Origin of the sequence: Paraburkholderia sp. JPY419 (genome assembly GCF_050435705.1) — a bacterium.
In the GTDB taxonomy this organism is placed as follows: domain Bacteria; phylum Pseudomonadota; class Gammaproteobacteria; order Burkholderiales; family Burkholderiaceae; genus Paraburkholderia; species Paraburkholderia youngii.
The window spans coordinates 633,909-652,057 of record NZ_JBNDKV010000003.1; the positions used below are offsets into that span (position 1 = coordinate 633,909).

At 63.3% G+C, this 18,149-nt stretch carries 21 protein-coding genes and 1 pseudogene; 14 read left to right on the top strand and 8 right to left on the bottom strand.

Translation table 11 applies throughout. From position 1 onward, the window contains the following. Nucleotides 1-87: 87 nt before the first annotated feature. The 3 genes from sctJ to QFZ91_RS26560 all read right to left on the bottom strand — a co-directional run bounded on the left by sctJ (nt 88) and on the right by QFZ91_RS26560 (nt 2,052). Nucleotides 88-909 (bottom strand): type III secretion system inner membrane ring lipoprotein SctJ, encoded by an 822-nt coding sequence (gene sctJ / locus QFZ91_RS26550; RefSeq protein WP_429568965.1) that lies wholly within the window; start codon nt 907-909, stop codon nt 88-90. A 64-nt stretch (nt 910-973) separates the two neighbouring features. Continuing rightward, complete coding sequence (locus QFZ91_RS26555; protein ID WP_429568966.1) at nt 974-1,366, bottom strand: type III secretion protein HrpB2; 393 nt, start codon at nt 1,364-1,366, stop codon at nt 974-976. Nucleotides 1,367-1,458: 92 nt separating this feature from the next. Then, entirely contained in the window at nt 1,459-2,052 is a 594-nt protein-coding gene (locus tag QFZ91_RS26560) for an HrpB1 family type III secretion system apparatus protein (RefSeq protein ID WP_429568967.1), read from the bottom strand. Between the two features lie 252 nt (nt 2,053-2,304). Between QFZ91_RS26560 and sctU the strand changes: the two genes are divergently transcribed. The 12 genes from sctU to QFZ91_RS26620 all read left to right on the top strand — a co-directional run bounded on the left by sctU (nt 2,305) and on the right by QFZ91_RS26620 (nt 13,595). Continuing rightward, nucleotides 2,305-3,411, top strand: coding sequence for a type III secretion system export apparatus subunit SctU (gene sctU / locus QFZ91_RS26565; protein ID WP_429568968.1), 1,107 nt, complete (start codon nt 2,305-2,307; stop codon nt 3,409-3,411). Then, nucleotides 3,405-5,507, top strand: coding sequence for a type III secretion system export apparatus subunit SctV (gene sctV, locus QFZ91_RS26570; protein WP_429568969.1), 2,103 nt, complete (start codon nt 3,405-3,407; stop codon nt 5,505-5,507). The genes sctU and sctV overlap by 7 nt, the downstream gene beginning before the upstream one ends. Before the next feature lie 7 nt (nt 5,508-5,514). Next, entirely contained in the window at nt 5,515-6,192 is a 678-nt protein-coding gene (gene sctP, locus QFZ91_RS26575) for a type III secretion system protein SctP (protein WP_429568970.1), read from the top strand. 15 nt (nt 6,193-6,207) lie between these two features. After that, nucleotides 6,208-7,560 carry a type III secretion system cytoplasmic ring protein SctQ gene (sctQ, locus tag QFZ91_RS26580; RefSeq protein WP_429568971.1) on the top strand — a complete coding sequence of 451 codons (1,353 nt, stop codon included), beginning with the start codon at nt 6,208-6,210 and terminating at the stop codon, nt 7,558-7,560. Next, nucleotides 7,547-8,197, top strand: coding sequence for a type III secretion system export apparatus subunit SctR (gene sctR, locus QFZ91_RS26585; RefSeq protein WP_152854640.1), 651 nt, complete (start codon nt 7,547-7,549; stop codon nt 8,195-8,197). The genes sctQ and sctR overlap by 14 nt, the downstream gene beginning before the upstream one ends. 10 nt (nt 8,198-8,207) lie before the next feature. Further along, nucleotides 8,208-8,471 carry a type III secretion system export apparatus subunit SctS gene (gene sctS, locus QFZ91_RS26590; RefSeq protein ID WP_152854641.1) on the top strand — a complete coding sequence of 88 codons (264 nt, stop codon included), beginning with the start codon at nt 8,208-8,210 and terminating at the stop codon, nt 8,469-8,471. A 24-nt stretch (nt 8,472-8,495) separates the two neighbouring features. Then, on the top strand, nt 8,496-9,704 hold the full coding sequence (locus QFZ91_RS26595; protein ID WP_429568972.1) for a hypothetical protein: 1,209 nt from the start codon (nt 8,496-8,498) through the stop codon (nt 9,702-9,704). A 179-nt stretch (nt 9,705-9,883) separates the two neighbouring features. Then, nucleotides 9,884-11,209 carry a type III secretion protein gene (locus QFZ91_RS26600; protein WP_429568973.1) on the top strand — a complete coding sequence of 442 codons (1,326 nt, stop codon included), beginning with the start codon at nt 9,884-9,886 and terminating at the stop codon, nt 11,207-11,209. Between the two features lie 44 nt (nt 11,210-11,253). Continuing rightward, on the top strand, nt 11,254-11,499 hold the full coding sequence (locus QFZ91_RS26605) for a type III secretion protein (RefSeq protein ID WP_429568974.1): 246 nt from the start codon (nt 11,254-11,256) through the stop codon (nt 11,497-11,499). 38 nt (nt 11,500-11,537) lie between these two features. Further along, nucleotides 11,538-11,993, top strand: coding sequence for a CesT family type III secretion system chaperone (locus QFZ91_RS26610; protein WP_429568975.1), 456 nt, complete (start codon nt 11,538-11,540; stop codon nt 11,991-11,993). Next, on the top strand, nt 11,993-12,901 hold the full coding sequence (locus tag QFZ91_RS26615) for a phosphotransferase family protein (protein WP_429569153.1): 909 nt from the start codon (nt 11,993-11,995) through the stop codon (nt 12,899-12,901). The genes QFZ91_RS26610 and QFZ91_RS26615 overlap by 1 nt, the downstream gene beginning before the upstream one ends. Then, entirely contained in the window at nt 12,858-13,595 is a 738-nt protein-coding gene (locus QFZ91_RS26620) for a class I SAM-dependent methyltransferase (protein ID WP_429568976.1), read from the top strand. The genes QFZ91_RS26615 and QFZ91_RS26620 overlap by 44 nt, the downstream gene beginning before the upstream one ends. A gap of 41 nt (nt 13,596-13,636) precedes the next feature. Here the strand turns inward: QFZ91_RS26620 and QFZ91_RS26625 are convergent, their stop codons facing one another. The 3 genes from QFZ91_RS26625 to QFZ91_RS26635 form a co-directional block, all read right to left on the bottom strand. Beyond that, on the bottom strand, nt 13,637-14,203 hold the full coding sequence (locus QFZ91_RS26625; RefSeq protein ID WP_429568977.1) for a GNAT family N-acetyltransferase: 567 nt from the start codon (nt 14,201-14,203) through the stop codon (nt 13,637-13,639). Beyond that, on the bottom strand, nt 14,154-15,188 hold the full coding sequence (locus QFZ91_RS26630) for a hypothetical protein (RefSeq protein ID WP_429568978.1): 1,035 nt from the start codon (nt 15,186-15,188) through the stop codon (nt 14,154-14,156). The genes QFZ91_RS26625 and QFZ91_RS26630 overlap by 50 nt, the downstream gene beginning before the upstream one ends. A 176-nt stretch (nt 15,189-15,364) precedes the next feature. Beyond that, nucleotides 15,365-15,538: a hypothetical protein gene (locus tag QFZ91_RS26635; protein WP_429568979.1), complete on the bottom strand. Its 174-nt coding sequence runs from the start codon at nt 15,536-15,538 to the stop codon at nt 15,365-15,367. A 373-nt stretch (nt 15,539-15,911) separates the two neighbouring features. Between QFZ91_RS26635 and QFZ91_RS26640 the strand changes: the two genes are divergently transcribed. Further along, on the top strand, nt 15,912-16,304 hold the full coding sequence (locus QFZ91_RS26640; protein WP_429568980.1) for a hypothetical protein: 393 nt from the start codon (nt 15,912-15,914) through the stop codon (nt 16,302-16,304). Between the two features lie 198 nt (nt 16,305-16,502). Here QFZ91_RS26640 and QFZ91_RS26645 read toward each other — a convergent pair whose 3' ends face one another. Beyond that, the gene (locus QFZ91_RS26645; protein ID WP_429569154.1) at nt 16,503-17,126 is read right to left on the bottom strand and encodes a transposase; all 624 of its coding nucleotides are present in this window, start codon (nt 17,124-17,126) and stop codon (nt 16,503-16,505) included. Then, nucleotides 17,105-17,827: an IS6 family transposase gene (locus QFZ91_RS26650; protein WP_429569149.1), complete on the bottom strand. Its 723-nt coding sequence runs from the start codon at nt 17,825-17,827 to the stop codon at nt 17,105-17,107. Before QFZ91_RS26650 ends, QFZ91_RS26645 begins: the two co-directional genes overlap by 22 nt. A gap of 57 nt (nt 17,828-17,884) precedes the next feature. Between QFZ91_RS26650 and QFZ91_RS26655 the strand changes: the two are divergent. Next, a pseudogene (locus tag QFZ91_RS26655) lies at nt 17,885-18,052 on the top strand (IS110 family transposase); the annotation flags it as partial. Nucleotides 18,053-18,149 lie beyond the last annotated feature (97 nt).

Consider the following 18,149-nt stretch of genomic DNA (forward strand, 5'->3'; position numbering starts at 1 on the left):
CCTAGTTTGCAGTCGGGTTTGCAAATGCGGCGCACACGCGCTGGCGAGGTATCGTGCCGTGTCATTGCAGACGGCATCCGGCCGCGCTCACCCCGCCGGCCGCGCAGGCACGCGCCCCAGAATCCGACGCACGCGCCCGGCCAGACTGCTGCCCGCGCCCTTCTCTGCGTCCATCCCAGGCTCGCTGCCTGACTGCACGCTGCGCCGCGCCACCACCAGCAACGCGAGCGCAACCACGAGACAGCCGCCCACGATAGCCGCAATCACCCATGCCGGCGTGCCGGAAGCGCTTTTGATGCGGGCCACGTCGACCGGGTCGGCTGCGACCGCGGTCACGCTGACTTTGTCGTAATCCAGGCCTTCCACGCTATGCATGACCAGTGTCTTGATCTGCGGTACCAGCGCGCCGACATCCGCGTCCGACCGGTATTTGATGAACACCGCCGCCGACGACGGCTTGATGATTTGCGCGAGCGGATCGTTGTTCGGAAGCACGATCTGTACGCGTGCGACCAGCACACCGTCCATTTTCGATAACGTCGACGATAGCTCCTGCGACATGCCATAGATGAACCGCACGCGCTCCTCGGTCGGCGTGGACACCAAGCCGTCCTTCCTGAACAACTCGCCGAGGTTGTCGTAACGGCTGTGCGGCAAGCCAGCCGCGCGCAGCACCTGCAGGGCCTGCATCAGCTGGCTGTCATCCACTTGCAGCGACCAGGTCTTGCCGCTGTCTGGCGTCTCCTTGCCCGCATCCACTCCATGCTCCAGCAGCGCCACGACCATCTCGTTGGCATCCTGCTCGGCCAGCTTGCCGTACAACTCCATCTTGCAGCCGCCGAGAAGCATGCAGAGCGCAACTGCGCACAACAGCCATCTGCTTACGGGGCGCAGCGTGCTTTGCTCCATCTTGTGCATTCCCTGCCTTTTTCTGAGTGACGATCCAATCAGCCGTTGCAAGCTGGGTGCGGAATTACTGGTTCTTCATCAGTGTCTCGATTGCCGACCTGGTCGACTGGACCACGCCCATCTTCGCCTGCAGATCAAGCTGCTCGGCCGACATATTCAGCATCAGCGTAGTGGCGCTCGCCGATAGTTGCTGCATCGACATCATTGGCACCGCCTGGACGAGCGCCTGGGCGTCGAGAGGAATGCGCTGCAGTTCGGCATCCTGGGTGGCCAAGACCTTCGCGGCGGTCTGCATGCCGCTGGGCGTGCTCGCGACCGGCGCTTCAAGATGCGCACCCTGCATCATCGACTCGAAGCGGCTGGCCAGCTCCGCCGGCGTCGTGCCGCCTGTGCTTCCGCCCTGCGCGAGCGAATCGAGTGCGGCCCGCATTTGCAGGGCTTCAATACTGATACTCATGGGTATCTCCTGACACATTGCCATCGCGTTGGCGTGGCGTTCACATGAAACGATCTTCAAACCTGCACCAGACGATGCTCGGCGTCTCGCTTTCACGCGCGGATAGCCCTCGTAGGCGCGCCTTCGGCCGTCGCGCCTGCTTGCGGGCCGCCGCCTGCGCTATCCGGCGTGACCCGTGCATCCGATGGCGCTCGCGCCATCTCGATCATTGCCGCAACCGAATCGGGCATGACAAACTTGCCGCTCAATCGAGCGGCCCGGTGCGCGGACATCAGGTCGTGCCGGGCAATCAGCGCGCGCACCAGCTTGTCGGCGCACCCGCCCGCCGCGCCACTCTCGATCACTTCGCCCGCGCACTGGCGCCAATGCGGGTCACCCTTTGCGGCAAGGCTGAAAGCAAGCAACGACTTCCCATACAGGAAGCCCGGCGCGCGCGTCACGACCTGGTGAAGGATATGGATCGCATCGTCCCAATTGCCATTTACGATGTGCAGGATGCCGTCCAGCGCATCGACTTCGGCGACATCGGGGCGCAACACATGCAGCGCATCGAGCACGAGCCCAACGTCTTCACGATCCACCGAAGGCCTCGGAAACGTTTCGAACAGCGCCACACAGATCGTTTCGATCAATCCGCCGACAATCTCGGCACTGCAGTTCAGGTATTCCGGATTGGTGGCGTTCACGGCGACTCCCTGATGACTTTAGACGGGTACGAAAAACAATAGCAACCGGATACACCGCCTTGCAGCACCGACGCGAAGCAAAGGCGGCGCACCCGAAGTTCCCGGCGTGCTTCGCCTCGCACGCGCTCGTTTCGCCTGCGTACCGGCCGGCGCAGGCCGGGCGCGGTAAAGTCTGTCACGCTTTCGGCCCATCGCGGCTACGCGCCGACCATATCTGTCCCGGCGTCCTCCCGCCGTTCATCGAGCCGTTTCATGAGCCAGACCGACGAAAAGACTGAAAAGCCCACCCGTAAGAAGCTCACGGACGCGCGCAACGAAGGGCAGGCCTCACATAGCGCGGAGCTGGTTTCGGCCGTTAGCATGGCAGCGGTGGTCCTGCTGCTCGCAGCGGGCGCAAGCCATCTCAACGACGCGTTTCGCGGCTTGATCGCGCTCGCGACCGGCTTCGTCGATGCCGATCATTCGGAGACCAATCTTTACGCACAGTTGTTCAAGCTCGGCCGCGCGGCGCTGGTCGTGATCATTCCCTGCGTGTGCGCGGCAGCGCTCGCGGCGATCCTCGCCTGCGGCGCGCAGGTCGGCTTCAAGATAGCGATGAAACCCGTGACGCCCAACCTGACCGCCGTCCATCCAATGACCGGCCTCAAGCGTATCTTCTCCGTCAAGACCGTGATCGACATGGCGAAGATGATCATCAAGGCTGCGCTCATGGGGGCAGTCATGTATGTCACCATCAAGTGGCTGTTCCCGCTGATCGTGGGATCGCTATACCGGCCATTGCCGGGCCTCGTGCTGATGATGTGGGACATGATGGTGCGCCTGCTGGTCATCGCGACGGCGATCCTGCTTCTCATCGGCGGCGCAGACGTCAAGCTGCAGTCGATGATGTTCATCAAGCGGCTGATGATGAGCAAGGACGAAGTCAAGCGCGAGAACAAGCAGAGCGAGGGCGATCCGCGCATCAAGGGCGAACGCCGGCGGATTGCGCGATCGCTGGTGGAGACGGCGGTGCAGGCGCCCGTGTCGCTGGCTAATGTGATGCTCGTGAATCCGACACACTATGCAGTCGCACTGCGCTATGCGCCCGACGAACATCCTTTGCCGCGCGTGATCGCAAAAGGCATGGACGAACAGGCTGCACGGCTGCGCGGCGAGGCGCGTGATGCGGGCGTGCCGATCATCGCCAATCCTCCCGTCGCGCGCGCGCTCTACAAGGTGGGCGTCGACCAGCCTATTCCCGAGGAACTGTTTGAAACCGTGGCGGCGATACTTCGCTGGGTCAATGCCATCGGCGCGCGGCGCGGCGACACCGGAACCGCCACTTCCCGTTCCGGCGACTCCACGGACCTGCCATGCTGAAAGCGCTCAAACTGCCCGCCGGGGGAGAACTCGGTATCGCAGCCATGATCGTCGCGATCATCTCGCTGATGATCCTGCCGTTGCCACCCGCACTGATCGACATCCTGCTCGCAATCAATATTGCGATCAGCGTGACACTGCTCATGATCACGCTTTACGTGCCGAACGTGCTCTCGCTCTCCGCGTTTCCGGCGCTGTTGCTGTTCACCACGCTCTACCGGCTGTCGCTGAACATTGCCTCCACCAAATCGATCCTTCTGCACGCCGAGGCTGGCCAGATCATCGACAGTTTCGGCGAGCTGGTGGTAGGCGGCAACCTGGTGGTCGGGCTGGTGGTGTTTGGCATCATCACGACCGTGCAGTTCATTGTGATAGCGAAGGGTTCCGAACGCGCGGCGGAAGTCGGTGCGCGTTTTTCGCTCGACGCCATGCCGGGCAAGCAAATGAGTATTGATGCCGACTTGCGCGCCAACCTGCTGACCGGGGAACAGGCACGCATGAAGCGCGCGACGCTTGCAATCGAAAGCCAGCTGCACGGCGGCATGGACGGCGCGATGAAGTTCGTCAAGGGCGACGCGATCGCAGGCCTCATCATCACGACCATCAACATTGTCGCGGGGATCGCCGTGGGTGTCGCGTACCACGGCATGAGCGCGGGCGAAGCGGCGAACCGCTTCTCGGTGCTATCGGTGGGCGACGCCATGGTCTCGCAGATTCCTTCACTGCTGCTTTCGGTAGCGGCAGGCGTGATGATCACGAGGGTCTCGGACGAACGGCGCTCGAAGCCGATTTCGCTGGGCGACGAAATCGGCCGCCAGTTGAGTGCCAGTGTGCGCGCGCTGTACTTCGCGTCGGCGCTGCTGCTTGCGTTCGCCGCTGTCCCGGGTTTTCCCGCCGCGCTGTTCCTGCTGCTCTCGGGAACGCTGGCGTTTTCTGCGTTCCGTCTGAACCGCAAGACGCCGCAGCCTCCGGCCCAGGAGCACGAAGGCCTCAATGCCATGCAACGGTCGGGCTCCAGGACGCAGACGCCTGCAATCCTCACGCGCGCGCCGCAATTCACTTGCGGGCTAGGCGTGCGCATTGCGCCGGACCTGCTCGCGCGGCTGGCCATGCCGTCACTTGACAAGTCGTTCGATCTCGAACGCTGCGCGCTGCAGGAAGAACTCGGCCTGCCCTTTCCCGGCATCACCATGTGGACGCATGCCGCATTGCCCCCGTCCACCTGCGAGATCCTGGTCCACGACGTCCCGCAACTGCGCATTGAACTGCCGCCCGGCAAGGTGATGCTGCCCGAGGCTGCGCACACGCTGCATTTGTCGATGCCCGCAAGCGCGCCCGTGGACGCCGGTGCGCTCGCCGCGCTGATGGCGAAGGCGCAACCGCGCGACCCGATCGAACCCAGCGGCGCTCCCACGCACTGGATCGAAGACCGCCAGGTGCCCCCGAAGACCACGGTATGGCGCGCGGAGCAGGTGATCGCACATGCGTCGGTGGCGCTGCTGCGCCGGCATGCTCCGCTCTTCCTCGGCATCCAGGAAGTGCAGTGGATTCTCGATCAGCTCGGCGCCGATTATCCTGGCCTTGTCGCCGAAGTGCAGAAGGGCTTGCCGCTGCAGCGCATCGCCGACGTGCTGCGCCGCCTGCTGGAGGAAAGCGTATCGATCCGCAACGGGCGCACCATCATGGAAAGCCTGATGGTATGGGGCCCGAAGGAAAAAGACACGCTGATGCTCACTGAGTACGTGCGCAGCGACCTATCGCGCTTCCTTGCGCATCGTGCGACCGCGGGCGGCAAGACACTTTCAGTGGTGTTGTTCGACCTGCAGGTCGAACAACATATCCGGCAGTCGATCAAGCAGACGCCCACCGGAAATTTCCTTGCGCTGCCGCCCGAGGACATGGCTACCCTCACTGAACGCATCAAGGCATTTGTGGGCGAGACGCCGCAAAGCGGCGTGGCGCTCGTCACGTCGATGGATATCCGCCGTTACGTGCGGCGCATGATCGAGCCACGCATCGGCTGGCTCGCGGTGTACTCGTACCAGGAATTGGGCGGGCAGGTCGAGTTCAAGCCGCTCGGCCGCGTCGGCCTCTGAAGTTGCGGTGACCTCGATCCATTCGCGCCGCCTGCGCGTCTTCCCCGTCGATGACCACGCAGACGATGGCGGCGCATGGAGCCAGACCGAGCGCTCTTCGAAGTTCGATTACGCGAGCCTGTTGCGCGGCGGTCCCAGTTTGCATCGGCCGGTCGGACGGGAGCCGCATGCCGTACAACCTGCAGGCGCGCATGGCGGCGGAGCAGGCGACGGCGGCTCGCCGGCTTCGCGCGACGGCGTCTGCCTGCTGAGCGCAGGCCTGATGAACACCCGCCTTGACAGCATGGCACGGGCCCCCGCTTCCGCCGATGCCGCCGGCAACGACGGCATCGGACCGCGTGTAGAGCATGCCTCCGAGGCACTGGTTGCCTCTGTGTTCGCGAGCCAGCAACGGGTACTCGACATAGTCGGGACACTGGCACATGAGATCACAGGATTCGCCAATGACCGCGCCATCGCGACAGCGGGCAACTGGGACGTACGCATGCCGCTCGATGAGACGCTGTTTCCGCACACCACGCTCTACCTCACGCTTTCGCCTTTCGTCATGCAGCTTCGGTTCGACGCGCCGGATCCCGCGACCAGGCAATTACTCTTAGACCACAGTGCAATGCTTGAACGGGAGCTCGATGCAATACTCAGCGCGTGTGGCAACATCAGCGACATCCAGATCACCGTCTGGTAAGCGAGGCTGAAGCCAATGGCCGCTTCGGTGCCGGAACTTGACGATGATTCGCCCCCAAGGCCGCTCGTGCACGCAGCGCTTGTGCATCGGCGCGGGGCCGGGGCAACCGATCTGGCGGCCCACGCCGCTGGCCCGGCGTTGCCCGTTGCCGCGCTCAGGCTCACGCCTGTCAGTCATGAACTGCTGCCCTTCTTACAGTCGCTGTGCGATCTTCGGCTTGCGGATTGCGCCGCGCAAGGCGGCGCGCAGCTAATCGCCATTGATGTACTCGCGGCAGGCGAACAGGCGAGCGCCGGGTCGCGAGCACGCGATCCGGCGGTACTGCGCCTCGCGTTCAGCACGGCGGATAATCCCGCCGCGCGGGCGGAAGCGCTGCTCGAAGTCGACCTTGAACAATATCCCTCGCTGCGTATAGCGCTGGGCGGCAGCATGAGCGCTCCGGCCGCCGCCGCACCGGACGCAGCCGCCTCGCGCACGCGCGCCGCGCTCACGCTGGCGGTCGCGGCCTTGCTTGTCGAGCCGCTGCTGACGCGCATGATGGTTCTTGGTTTTGTCGATGCACGTCTTGCCGGTATCTCGCGCGGGAGCCTTGCAAGCCGAGCTTCGGGACCAGTCGTGCAACTCGCTTATGCGCTGGCGGACCCCGCGCGAGGCGCCACCGGCCGCGCGCCGGAACGCTACGAACATCTGCTGTCGCTGCCGCGCGCCGCACTCACGGTCTTTGACGCCTGTGTCGCGCGCATCTCGCCAGTTCCGTTTTTTTATGACCTGCTACTACCGGGCAGCATTGTGCTCGGCGTCAAGGCGCTGCCAGTCGCCACCCTTCAGGAACTGTCTCCGGGCGACGTCCTGCTGCGCGCCCTCTTTCCTGGATTCGACGCTCAGATCCTCGCCTCACACGAAGCCGCGCCGGATCCCGCTGGCCACGGCGCGCCAGCGCCGCGCGCCGTGGCCGTATGGGGCACGCCGGGGCTCAAGCGCCTGTGCGCCGCCGTGCAATTCGACGGGCCAACGCCCATCCTCGCCAAGGAGCCATACATGTCAGACAAGCTGGACTCGGCTTTTGTCGATGCAGCCGCCACCGTCAATCAAGCCGATGACCTTATCCGGGTTGGCGAGCTGGAACTGCCCGTGCAATTCGAAATCGATACGGTCGCCATGCCGCTTGCACAACTCTCCACCCTTGGGCCCGGCTACGTGGTCGAGTTTCCCGTGCCGTTTGCCGACGCGCGGCTGCGTCTCGTCGTGCATGGGCGCACGATCGGGTACGGCGAACTGGTCACGGTCGGCGAGCACCTTGGAGTGCGAATCATCCGCATGGCGCACTGCGCCGCGGGGCGTCCGAGGTCCGCCGATGGTCCAGTTTAGCGACATCACCGGGCTGCTGCTGGCAATCGTCGTCATCAGCGTGATCCCGTTCGTGGCGATGGTCGTGACGTCGTACGCCAAGATCGTGGTGGTGCTCGGGCTGCTGCGAAACGCGCTGGGCGTGCAGCAGGTGCCACCCAACATGGTGCTCAACGGTATCGCGATCCTGGTGTCGATCTATGTCATGGCGCCCATTGGCATTGCCGCCAGCAAGCAGCTGCAAAGCCAGTCGATCGCGCCGCAATCCTCGCAGGCGATGATCCAGATCTTCGACGCAACCGAGGAGCCGTTCCGCGCGTTTCTCAAGGCGCACGCGCAGGAACGCGAGAAGCGCTTTTTCGTGCATTCGGCCAACATGGTGTGGCCCAAGCAGGAAGCGCAGGCGCTCAAAGAGGACGACCTGATCGTGCTCGCGCCCGCCTTCACGCTGACTGAACTCACCGAGGCGTTCAAGATCGGCTTCATGCTCTATATCGCGTTTATCGTGGTCGACCTGATTATCGCCAATGTGCTGGTTGCAATGGGGCTGAACCAGATCACGCCGACCAACGTCGCGATCCCCTTCAAGCTGCTGTTGTTCGTGGTGATGGACGGCTGGTCGACGCTCATCCACGGACTCGTAATGAGCTATCGATAGGAAACCCGCCATGCAAATGGACACGCTGATCCAGTACACCATCCAGGGCGTGCTGCTTTGCCTGACCGTGTCGTTGCCGACAGTGGTGGTGGCCGCGCTGGTCGGGCTGGGCGTATCGTTCCTGCAGGCGATCACATCAATACAGGACCAGTCGATCTCGCATGCGGTAAAACTCATCGCGGTCACGGTCACGATTGTCATCGTCGCGCCGCTGTCGTGCGCCGCCGTCCTGCATTTCGCCAACCAGATGATGAGCGCCGTGCTGCCGCAATAGCGCGCCGCTTAGAGGAGCACACCGATGACATCGATCGGATCGAAGGATGCCGCAGTGGCCGCCGAAGCGCAACGTCATTCGGAGGCGCAGCGCCTTGATCACTCGCAGGACACGCATAAAGGCATGCGCTTTGCCACACTCCATCACGGCACCAGTTATGCCTATGGCGGCAATTCGCAGCATGCGAGGCAAGTTTGCTCGATCAACACCCGGAATCTAATGCGGCTCCCGTGGCTGCGCTCGGTCAAGCAGCGCCGCCGCCATGGCGAGCATGCAGGCGGCGCACAGGAAAGCGCCAGCTCCGAAGGCAGCGTGTTTCATCCGCGTGATGCGGCTGTGGCACGGGGTAAGGACAGCCGTGGCGGCCAGGGCGGCCATTCTCAGCACGAAGGCGGCTCGCAGGAGCTCCGCAAAAAGCTGCATGTCAAGGCCACGGGCGGGTCGATCCGCAAGAGCCGGCGACCGCACGACGGCGGCAAGCATGGCGGCAGTGGTGGTGGAACTGGCGGCGGTGGTGTTGGCAATCAGCAAAAGCGCGACAGTCAGCAAAAGCGCGAGCGCCAGCCGGACCGCGGGCACGATGCGCATCAGTCAGGCGCGGCAAGGGAAACGATAAAGCAGACCGGCTCCGCCTCGCCACTCGCTGCCATCGCCGCCTGCTTTGATGCCGCCAGCGACGATCCCCGGCATTCAAGCGCCATGCGAGGCATCTGGGGCCACGGCCTGCTTGATATCGTCGACTGGCTCGCGGCCGATCCGTCCGCGGCCTTTCATGTCGGCATGATCCAGCAAGTCCGGCGCTGGCTTGCGTTCAGGCGCCGCGATGGCGCACAGCCGGTCGCGGGACTCGGACCCTTCGTCGAACTTACGAAACAACGTGCCGCCACGCGCATGGGTGCAGCTTCGGCAGGCAATGCCGTGCACGCCGGCAGTACGCCTGCCGCAGCCACGGCCGGTCCCTGCCCGCGTCAGGTACAGGATGGAGACGCGCCCGGCGCCTGGGGCGAACGGGTTCGCGACGCTCGTTTGCTGGCCCCGCTCATATGGCTCAATGGCGACCGGCCGTCGGCGAACGAATCGCTCGACAAATCGATTGCCCGTGTTGGCATGCAGGAAGCGCTCATCGGCTTGCACGCAACGCGCACGACACACGAGGAACTACAGGCGGATGCGCCGCGATCGGCATCGGCGGCGAGCGGCGCCGGCCCGGGCGTACGAGGCACGCGCCGCTGATAGGCGCAAAGCTTCGCCTGCGCTGTGCGCGCTTCGTATAACCTGGAGTGAGCGCGATCGTGAATCGCCACAGTTGACACTGGCCACTCTCGACAGGCTCCCCCGCGCACATGGCCAGTTGGCCCGCGCAAGCCATCCGACGGACCTCGCCGCCACCGAACCGCAACGCAGGACACGCGATGAAACTTCTCCGAATACTGACGGGTATCCATGCAGGCGGGTCGTTGCCGCTCACGCCAGGGCAGCACCGCATTGGCCGGGACGACGACGCGGACATACGCCTCGCCGACTGGCAAGGTCCCGACGCGCATCTTGATGTCGATGAAACGGGCGTCGTTAGCATTTCACGCGATCTGCCCGGCGATGCCGAAGCCGGCGCGGCCCTGCTGATTGACTTCGTGCCGGTCCAGTTCGACGATACCGTGCTGTGTCTCGGCCCTGAAGACACGGCCTGGCCTTCTGACCTGGACCTGCTTTCCACGTTGCTTGCCAGCCCGGTGAAATCGCAACTGGCCTCACTGAGGCACCAGCAGCGGCGCCGCCGGCAGCTAACGGCGGTTGCGGCCTGCGTACTGCTTGGCGGCGTGATCACCGCAGGCGCGCTCGTGATCACCATGCAGATCAGCGACGCAGCGTTTCCCCCAAGCGCCAACGACCGCACGTTGCGGATATCGCAGGCACTGGCCGAGTCGCACCTTGACGGATTGCATGCAGCCCCGCTTGGCAATAGCGTAGTGGTGACCGGCATGGTCGCAAGCACCAGCGAGGACACCGCTGTGCGCGCGCTGCTTGCACGCGTTGCGCCGGATGGCGTGGTGCGCAAATACGACGTCGCCCAGGAAGACGTGCGCAGCATCCAGGATTCGCTCGGCGTGGCCGGCGCGCGAGTTTCCTACGCCGGCAATGGCCGCTTCCTGATCTCGGGCCACGTGGCCGACAAGGCCCAGCTCGATGCCGCCGTGGCGCGCGTGCGCTCGGATCTCGATTCGAATGTCAAGGCGCTGCTGGTCCAGGCGGACCAGGCTTCGCGGCCGGGTCCGGAATTGGCGGTAGCAAGCTACTCGGAAATGGTTTCATCGGAGGACGTGCGATATGCGGAAACGCCCGATGGCATCAAGCACATATTCGCGGTGGACTTGCCTGGAGCGCTTGCATCCAGCGATCCCGCCAGCGGTTCTCCCTTCGCGTCCGGCACGGGCGACGCCAATGCCGAAGCCGAAGTCAATGCCGAGCCCGCCGGCGCTTACGCGAATCCGGGCGGCGTGCCGGAGCGAGCACCCGGGCCTACCGGCAATGCTGTGCTGGGCGGCGCGCCGCTCGAACCGGCTGCGCCCGGGCACATAGCCGGCATGGCGGCCGGGAAGGCCGCGCAAGTGGCCCGGGCCGCACGCGCCGACGCCAGCAGCAGTGCGCAGATCGTGACACCGGGCACCGCTCAGGGCGTCATGTACACGCCGCTGCCCGCCCCCGCCAGTCTTCCTGCGCGCCATGCGCCGCAACGATGAGCGCGCAGCACCCCCAGGTACATCGATTTATTGTGGAGACTTACATGTACGAACAGATCGAAGCACACGCTGCCCAGTTCGACAGCCTGCGTGCGTCGCTCGCCACCCCCGGCCTTGCAGACATCGCCGGACTGCGCGGCGCGCTGGAGGCGACTGCCCGCGAGATTGGCGAGGCGCAGGGACGCACGGAACTGGACCGCGACAATCTAGCGCGGCTGTACCGGGGATTCATGGCAGCGGCACGCGTGATTGGTCATCTCCAGGAGCAACAGATCGGCGCCGCGCGCTGACCTGTCAGCATGCGGGCAGCATTTGATGGAATCATGCCGTGAGCAGCGAACGCTACATGCAGATTGTCACCGAACTGTGCGGTGTCGTGGGCTTGCCCGACGTCGACTTCGTGCTGGAAACGCGTTCGATAGAAGTCGAGGGCTTCGATGTGCGGCTCGATTACTTCGACAGCGATCTAGATGCTATGTACGCGAATTTCCACTATGGCACGATGACCGCGGGCCGCACGCTGGTCGTATACCGGCTGATGCTCGAAGCAAACCTGCTGGTCTATGCCCAGGACCAAGCGCAGCTTGGCCTCGATACCGATACGGGTGGCATGGTGCTGGTGCTGCGCCTGCCGTTCCAAGAGAACTTGTCCGGTTCAATGCTAGCCGACCTGCTATCCCACTACGCCGAGCATGGCCACTACTGGCGGAAAAACATTCTGGAGTGCAGCGATGAAATGTTCGAAGGCATTGCGTCGGGCGAATACTACTGGCTGCGCGCATGATGCCGGATGTTGAAATTAGTCCGGGCACTCTGCTCGGCACAGGCTGCAGCTCCGACGTCTTCGATCAGGGCGATGGCTGGGTTCTCAAGCTGTTTCATCCGCAGTGCCCGCAAGAGTACGTGCAAACCGAGGCGGTTCTTGCGCGGGCGGTGTATGCGGCGGCCGAAGCGAGCGGGGCATTTCGTGTCCCCGCCGTCGGCGCGTTGCTGCCGGCGGCGCTGCACGGACGCAACGGTATTCTTTATGCGAAAGCGGCAGGCACGGCGTTGCCGGTAGCATTGCGCGGCGCGACGCCAAGGCATGTCGGCGAACGGCTGGCGGATCTGCATCGTGCTATACATGTCCTCGGCGCGACCGCGCACCCCGCGCTCGCCGCGCTGCCGCTGCAGCAGATGCGGCTCGGTCTAGCCATCCAGCAGGCTCCGGGACTGAGCGACATGCAGCGGGATGCGCTGCGCGCCCTGCTTGAAATGCTCACGGCGCGATGCCGCGACAACCGCCTGTGCCACGGCGACTTCCATCCGTTCAACGTGTTGCAGGACACGGGCGGCGGCGCGACTCTCATCGACTGGATGACGGCCGAGATGGGCGACCCGCTCTGCGATGTCGCGCGCTCGATCGTCCGCCTGCGCTTCGCCCCGGCGCCGGGCGCCATTAGCGTGGCACCCGCCGAGAACGTCATGAGGCGCCTCTTGGCAGATGCCTATCTGCAGCGCTATTCAGAAGCACTCGACACGCCGGACGCCCGCGAGCGAGTCGGGCGCTGGCTGCCGCTTGCGATCGCGGCGCGGCTTGCCGACGGCATCGGAGCAAACGAAAGCGCGACGCTTGGCGAATGGCTCGCCGGCCGGCTCGGGTGCTCGCATGAAGAAGATCGCGAACCTGCGCACGTCGCTCACCTTGATTAACGATATCCGGCACGTTGCTGCCGATGGAGCGCTCATGTCGAATGCAAAGGAACATGCCCGGTACTATGCCGCACGCGCCCCGGGATACGACGCCTCCGTGGGGTATGGCACCGTGCTGGTCGAAGCCGGTCTGGCGCCGCTCAAGCAGCATCTGGTCAACGCGCTAAGTGGCCTGGATGTGCTCGAAATTGCGTGCGGCACTGGCTACTGGACCCACGCAATCTCGGGCGCGGTGCGCTCGCTATATGCTGTGGATTACGACGCAGCGTCGCTTGAGCTTGCCCGGCGGCGGCTTGCCCACGAAGATCACGTCCGTTTTCAGCGCGCGGACGCATATCGGCTCGACGAAGTACCCGCCCGGTTCGAAGGCGCGTTCGGCATGTTCTGGTGGTCGCACATGCCGCGGGCGCGTATCGGCCGTTTCCTCGATGTGCTGCACGCGCGAATGCTGCCCGGTTCACCCGTAGTGTTCGCCGACCAGATGCCCTACCGGCACACTGACTCAAGGCGTTTTGATGAACACGGTGACCTGATCGAAGAGCGCTTGCTCGAGGATGGCACGCGCTTCGAGGTTGTCAAGAATTTTCCGGACGAGCAGGAGGTGGGTCAGCTATTGAGCGGGCGGGCGCGTGAAATCAGCTATGTAGCCGATCCGGACCGCAGGTGGTGGCTGGTACGCTACAGGACGGCATGATTGCGGACGGCGCAAAGCGCCGTCGATGCACCCGCTTGGTTTCACTGAACGACCTCGGGTGCCACGGGCCGCGTCAGGGCATACAAATAGCTGTCGCCCGCAACAAGTCCGCGGTTGGGACGTGCTTCGTAATTCACCATCGTCCCCTCACGGCAAAAACCGAGCCGCTCCATGCTGCTGTGCGCGCGGCCATCCACCGCGCAGCATGCGGACACCCGATACACCCCGGGCTGCGCAATCAGCCAGTCGAGAATGATCCGCAGGACAAGGATGCCGGTGCGACGCTTGCGGCTGCCGCCTTGCCGGCTGATCATCACGCCCAGTTCGACTTGCGGCAACCGGGGCGTGAGTTCCACGATGGCTGTCGGCGCGCCGTCGTCCTCGTCGAAAAGGCCGTAGCGGTATCGCAAGCCGTATTGCCAGCCTGTCATGGATTCCGTGATGTATTCGTGCGTGGCCCAGGCGTCGGTGTGCCTCGGGGTCACGAGATCGAGCATGGTTTCGTGGTCGCTGAACATCTGTTCGAAAAGCGTCGGACAATCGTCTGGCGTGAGCGGCCTAGCAATCAGGCCGTGCGCGCTCATGGTTTCGAACGGCTTGAACACCATGGAAACCTCCTGTTGGTATCGGCGCGGCATGAGGTCTGCAACATCGGTCGCAGTATCCGGCTCGCGGGGCCGAGCGGCCGACATCACGATATTCACCGTATTGCTCGTATCGCCCGCGAGGCCCATGGCCGCTGCGTCGTCGGTCGGATACATATACGGCCTGATGTCGTCGCCATCGCCAGCGCGGCTGGCCGTCGGACAGGGTTGCCGTCATTTCTTCGCTGTCGCCGTAGAACTCCTTGTCGCCGTCCATTTTGCTGATGTCCGGGTTGCCCGCGCCGCCGTCCTCGTCGAGCACTTCGTCAGGATGCGTATTGCCGTTCGCATCCGAGGGCGAGAGGCGCACGCCGATGTCCCCAAGACCCGCGACGAACGTGCCGGTCTCGCCTGGCTTGAGGGTGACCGTACCTTTGTTCACGCCTTGCACGCTGTAGGTAAAAGAGTGGGTACGGCTAGTGTTGATGGTGAAATTGACGATTTTGTCCGTGCCCGTTCCGGTATGCACGACCTGGACCGAGGCCGGAATCATGCCGCGGATCGCGTTTGCCTGCGCCACGCTGCCCAAGTTCTTGACGCGGCTGCCCTGACGCTGGCGGATTCTGCAGCTTGGACTGCATGTCAGTCTGCGGATCGGGCGTCTCCGGGGCTTGCGCAAGTTTCTCCTGCGTGCCCGCCGGCTGAAACTGGATGGCTTCGAAGGTCTGCGGACTGAACATGGATGATGATCGCCCTTATCGCCCAGCACAAACGCGTACTGGAGCTGCTGGAACAGATTGTGGATCTGCGCCACGCGGTTGCTGATGTGCGACTGCGTCGCCTGTTCGACGGACGAACCGTAACTGCCCCGAATAATCGTATTGGCCGTACTTACCGCCGCCATAGTCGCTGAAATCTTCCGACAACCCGCTGCCGGAAAAATCGCTTTGAGTACCGGAATCAACCACGACCGACATGGCGCTTCTCCAGATGACAGTGCATCGTTCAATTCCGTTGCACATCCGGTATGGCATCCGCGAGCACGAGACTTCCCGGCGAAGCCGATACCGCATGCAACCCGACCAGCACCGCTGGATGCCGGAGCCCGGCCAGCGGCGCGAGAAAGAGGGCGCCGGCATGCTGCTCCGCAACAGGCGGCAGGCGCGTGGCGTAGCAAACAGTCGGTTACTTTGCCGCTGACTTGATCGAGTCAGACAGGCCGTTGCTGAACTGCGCTGCAGCGTTCGTGATGCTGTTCTTCAGGTTGCACTCCTGCTCGACCTGCTGGAAGTGCATCGCTTCCATTTGCTGTATTTGCATCTGTACTTCCATTGCCGCCATTTGTGCACCCATTGCCATAGGATCCTCCGATGAGAAAAGTTGGTTGAGTGTTTGATGCGTTGACCGGGCACGGTGAAGAAGCGCCGACAACAGTGATGATCATAGGCATCCGTCAAAATGCGCCCGTGCCGGACGCGAAGGCGGCGCGCCGCGTGCGAAGCACGGTGTTATCGGCACGCGAGGACGGCTCCTTAAACCCTTAAACGCCAACGCGAATCGCTCGATGGAACTGCGAAGCGTGTGTTCTTCTTCGCTCGTGACGAAACATCTTCGCCTTTGCGGGCGTTGCGCCCGTGGCGCATGCTAGCGTCGTCAGACCGGGCTTCACTGCTTTCAAACTCCAGGTGCGCGCTGCTTGCACGCTGGACCGTCCATGCTTTAAGGAGCACACATGCCACTTCCTGGTGACTATCATATTGGCCCCGCTGCACCTGTTGACGCCGCCGCGCACGAGCCACAATCCCCGGTCCGGCGGCCCTTCGGCGCCCCCACGGCAAGTCAAAACGCTGGAGTGCTCGACGGCCTGAAGGCGGGTGGACCGTCGCCGCGTGCGCGGTCCGCCAGCCTTCAGCCGCCTCCCGCACATTCGCCTTCCGGCATGCCGGAAGGTCCGCCGCAAATGTCGCCTCAGGATGTCCAGTCGTACAACAATCAGATGTCGCAGCTATTCCAGATGGCGCTGAATGTGTCGCAAAACAGCCGTCAGCTTCTACAAAAGGCTATGGACGGCGAAAGTCAGCTTGCCGCATCGGAAGCCGCGGGAATGGAGCGCGCCGCCCGCTGATTGTGCGGGGCTCGCGAACCGGGGATCTGATAATCATATAGCCGGCCCCACGCCGTTGTGGTGAAGCGGCGGGCGTAGAGTTGAGGTTGCGAGACCCACTTGACGCACAGGAGGCCGGCATGGACAAGTTTAGCGGAATCGACCTGCACTCGAATGGCTTTGTCCGGATGGGTACAAGTTCCCGTGCTATGGACGCGACTATGCATTTTTGACGCAACCCGGTTTGCCGAAGGCGTTCCACCGGTTCAGCAGGTTGGCGATGATTACGCCTTCGCCTTCCTGCGCCGCAAGCTCCTGCGTCAGCAGGCGCTCGCCGATGCAGCGCTTGATGCGCGAGATCTGTGCCTCGACCAGCGAGCGCACACCGTAGCCGTATTTCTTGTGAAATGCATAGATGCCTTTGTCCTCGATGTATCTGACGATCTGGTCATGCCGGCGGGTTCGCTCCTCGCCGTGTACGACAGCGTGAGCTGGCGGTGGGATGACGGGCGTCACGCCCGCGCCTGAAAGCGCTTCGGTACGCTCGATGCTGTAGTACGCGCCACCGGCAATCACCCGATCCATCGGCACATCAGCGGGCAGCACGGCGTCCATTCCTTCGCGGTCCGATACTTCTGTAGTGGTGATGCGGATCGCGTGTACGTTCATGTCAGCGTCGATCGACAGATGCATCTTGCGCCACGGCGTGCGCGCGGCCTTCTGAGCGTACTTTTCCTCGTACCACTGGCTCGCCCGCCCAAAGCGGTTGTGTCGCGTTAATGACGATGCGACGATCAGGCGGCTAAGGTGAAGAGGATTGCTTACATCACGAGAGAATAGAATTGTTCGGCTGCAGTCGAGGCGACGCCATCGTCACACATCTGCCCCTTGCGGTTCATGTGTGCGATCTCAATGCCAGACAGGATGATGCGCGCACAGCGGAAATCCTTGAACCCCATCATCGGTTTGATGATGCGTTTGATGGCACGGTGATCCTGCTCGACGACGTTGTTTAGGTATTTGTTTTGCCGGACCTTGATCGGCGTTAAACGCTCGGCATTGAGCGCTTCAAGCGCAGCCAGATTGGCGCCGCTCCTGTCCACGGTGATTGTCTCGGGCTCGCCGTTCTGTTCAATCGCCTTCTCGAAGTAGCGGCGCGCCGCGGCCTTGTCCCGATGGGCGCGCAGCAGGAAATCCACCGTGTTGCCCGCCTTGTCCACGGCACGGTAGAAGTATTTCCAATGGCCTTTGACCTTGACATAGGTCTCATCGACGCGCCAGCTCTTGCCGACAGGCCGTTTGCGTTTGCGGAATGCTTTTTCAAACACCGGCAGCAGCTTGATAACCCACCGGTGCACGCTCGAATGGTCCACCTCGATACCCCGCTCGGCCATCATTTCTTCGAGGTTTCGTAGACTCAGTGAGTACGCCACGTACCACCGGACGCACAGCAGGATCACGTCCAGCGGGTAGTGCAGCCGCTTCAGTACCTTGCCAATGCCAGCGGGCAGCGTCTTGCATGGCGTCTTCGTCTTTGTCATCATGCTTGTCATGCGTTGTCGTCGGCGGATTTTACTTGACCGCGTTATTGCGACAAAACCATGAATCGTACAGCAGTTGGTGTGGACATCGCGAAAAACGTGTTCCAGTTGCATTACATCGATCAGGACACCGGCGAGATCGTGAACAAGCCGATCAAGCGGGCAAAGTTCCTCGAACACTCCGCGAACCGTGCGCCGTGCCTGATCGGGATGGAAGCGTGCGGTGGGCAGACCGTGGATTTCTTGCTCACGGCCAGGCGCAACTTGGCCGCGGCACGCCGCTTCTTACTCGTGTCTGATGCTGACCGCTTCTACAGCCTGGCGA